The organism is Solibacillus cecembensis, assembly GCF_050272495.1.
Lineage (GTDB): Bacteria > Bacillota > Bacilli > Bacillales_A > Planococcaceae > Solibacillus > Solibacillus cecembensis.
Genome location: NZ_JBNNMF010000059.1, coordinates 1 through 3,090 on the forward strand (window position 1 = coordinate 1; position 3,090 = coordinate 3,090).

The window sequence follows — 3,090 nt, forward strand, 5'->3', positions numbered from 1 at the left end:
TCTTTTATTATATATGAAAAGAGCGAGGTATTCGACGATTCAATCGTCGAATACCTCGCAAAGTTAAACTATATGGACTTTTTCAGTACCCTCTTCAATTGAATGGGGGTATTTTGGCTGCTTTTTATTCTTTTGTTTCTGTATAATAGATAACTAAAGAGGTGTATTAACTAATGAAAAAATTTAACATCTCCATAATTTTGGATGTCATTTTCTTTATCTTTTTACTGGCAACATTCTATTGGCAATATGAACAATTGTTTGTGACTAGAATTACTCTAATAATCTTTGCACTAATTTACTTGTTATTTGAAATTAAGAAGGAATACATTTTGAGAAATAAAACTATATTTATTATTTTTAGTGCCATTAGTTTAATTACGGTAATGATTAGCATCATTGTTGATAATTCTTCACTAAATAATGCAATATACAATAGAGATTATCTTATTCTTGTATTTACTTTTATCCTTATTGCCATTATGTATAAAGACCTGTACACCGAAAATCAATAAGCTATCCTTTTATTTAGTGCCTAGTATTAGATTATTTCTTATACAAATCCATACATAATAACGTTCCCAAATCAAAGTTAGGGAATCAAAGCCCCCCATACAATTGTATGGGGGGCTCTTTTTTGATAAGGAAGTAAGTGTTAGTTATAAAGTATGCACCCCTATCGTACCGAGGCGCTTGTTTTAACATCTTTGAGTTTATTTTTATTTCCTTCCCAAGTTAAGATCAGATGATCCACGTGTCCACCATTTCCTCCTTGAGGGGCCGTTACGATAATATCGTTCACTTTGTTGCCCGTATAGTCACCAATAATCAAGTTTGGTTCTCGGGCAGATTCCCCATACAATTTTCCATCCGTCTCTTTGATCATCCAATCATATTTTATGTATTTTTTAGTTTTTCCCTCCTGCACGATGATGGATAAATCATTCGCATACACATCCAGTTTTCCATCAATCTTTTCTTTTGTACCCACCAATATCACATTGTCTTTAACTGAATTACCGTTAATATCGGACACCTTGTAGTCGAGTACATACGTATTTTCCTTAAGTTTAAGTTCGGGTACTTTCAATTTTTTTCCAATTTCTATTTTAGGCGACGTTTTTTCGGATTGCTGAGTCACCACTTTTGAATCTGCCTGTTTTGCCAACGAAACTTGTGGCGCCCCGATTCCAACTGCACAAATGATACCTGCCAACACTAAATAAGGAATTTTCTTTACGTACTGCTTTTTCATTTTCTAAAACCTCCATTTATTCATTTTTGTCTTTACATAAGTAAGACGTATGAGGTCCCCTAAAAAGTTTGTTTTTGGAAAATTTTTTTTTATAAGTAGTACCTAAAAGGGGAACGTCAGGTAAATGCAGATTTACAACGATAAGGAAAGCCAAATATAAAAAATCCTAATTTCTTTATACAAAATCACATTCAATAACGTTCCCAAACGCAAGTTAGGGAACCATCCCCCCCATTCAATTGAATAGGGGGGATTTTGGATGCTTATGAACAGTAAGTACCCAAATGACGTTTTGGGTACTTTTTATATTCAACTAACGTAAGCCGAATAGTTCAACAAAGGAGTGGATTAATTTGGTAAAATAGATTCGGAGGGGGAGGAAATGTAGTGAAAAATTTTATTGCTGTTTTCATAATAATTGTTGCAATCGTCTTAGTAATTAATATAGACGTCGAGAAAAATGATAGTTTCGCTTCGAACAATGATGATGAGAAACGATGGGACCGTATTCTTTCTGTACTTGAAACTGCGGTGGATGAATTTGAATTATTTAGTTTTTCAGTAACCCCAGAGTCAATAATTTTCATTGAAATGGGTGAAACTAAAAGTGAATTACAACTGATAAAGTATTTAGAGGAAAATGTAAATAAAAATGATTTAAATCATTACACCATTGATATTACTAGAAAGAGTTTACAAGATGTTGAGAACGAGCGTTTTATGGACGAGGTTTCAAGTATTGTATATGATTATATACAAGAAAAAAATTATCACGATATGGAACTTTACCATCATTCAATTGAACCTGAACCGATATTAAAAATATCAATTCTTAAATCCAATGACCGATCTAGCGAAATTATTAAAGACCGATCTAGCGAAATTATTAAAAAGGAATTAGAAGATTTATTAGCTTCTAAGAGTGCTGAACTATCAAAAAAAGATATTTCCTATGAAATCCAGGTTATAGAGCGTACTAATGAAAGTACCATTGAATCAGATGCCGTAATTAGTGCTGTTGTTGAAGATTTTCGAAGTACAGGAGACCATTTAATTATTTCTAGTACAGATATTTTTAAAGGAAATGGAATCTATAAAAAGCCTTGGACGCAACCATCAGATTCGAAGGATTATAAATTTCATGTTACAAATAACACAGGGACAAATGTAACGGTGCAAATTCAACAGAGTGGTTACACGCAAACGCAAACTTATAATTTAGTCGCTTATGGTTCTACTACATGGGTTCAATCAGATGCTTCTTCTGGTGATCATACAATAATCGTTACCACATCTGATGGAAGTATTTTTAAAGGGGATGTTTTTGTCAGTAGCTCTGATGTTTCATTGAACTAATTAGAAAGATTTTAACAAAGTTAAGTTTTTTTACAGGGGATTGAGTGGAATAAGAGTTAATAACGTATACATAATAATTTAAAATAACGTTCCCAAATGCAAGTTTGGACACGTACAAAAAAGCGACAAACGCTGTACTATAAGTGTTTATCGCTTTTTTGGTGTAACATTGTATATACAGGTTTTTATGCACTTTTGATAAACTCCAGTACCAGTAATGGTTTAGACGATTGCAAAGGATTGCTGCGTAATGATTATTACTGAATAAAATCCTGCATATCTTATCGTTGTAAATCCGCATTTTTCTGACGCTACCCCTATCCAAATAAAAAGTTTGATTATAAAGTTTGATTATATATAATCAAACTCACCCCCCCTAAATATAGAGGGTACTGAAAAAGTCCATATAGTTTAACTTTGCGAGGTATTCGACGATTGAATCGTCGAATACCTCGCTCTTTTCATATATAATAAAAGAA

2 protein-coding genes are annotated in these 3,090 nt (G+C 32.7%); one reads left to right on the forward strand and one right to left on the reverse strand.

Features of this window, described 5'->3' with window-relative positions:
* Positions 1-676: 676 nt before the first annotated feature.
* Positions 677-1,255, reverse strand: a complete 579-nt coding sequence (locus tag ACQKIH_RS22330; RefSeq protein WP_427769035.1) for a hypothetical protein — start codon at positions 1,253-1,255, stop codon at positions 677-679.
* A 387-nt stretch (positions 1,256-1,642) separates the two neighbouring features.
* Here ACQKIH_RS22330 and ACQKIH_RS22335 point away from each other — a divergent pair, with 387 nt between their 5' ends.
* Positions 1,643-2,611, forward strand: a complete 969-nt coding sequence (locus tag ACQKIH_RS22335) for a YolC/YozM family protein (protein ID WP_427769036.1) — start codon at positions 1,643-1,645, stop codon at positions 2,609-2,611.
* Positions 2,612-3,090: the final 479 nt, after the last annotated feature.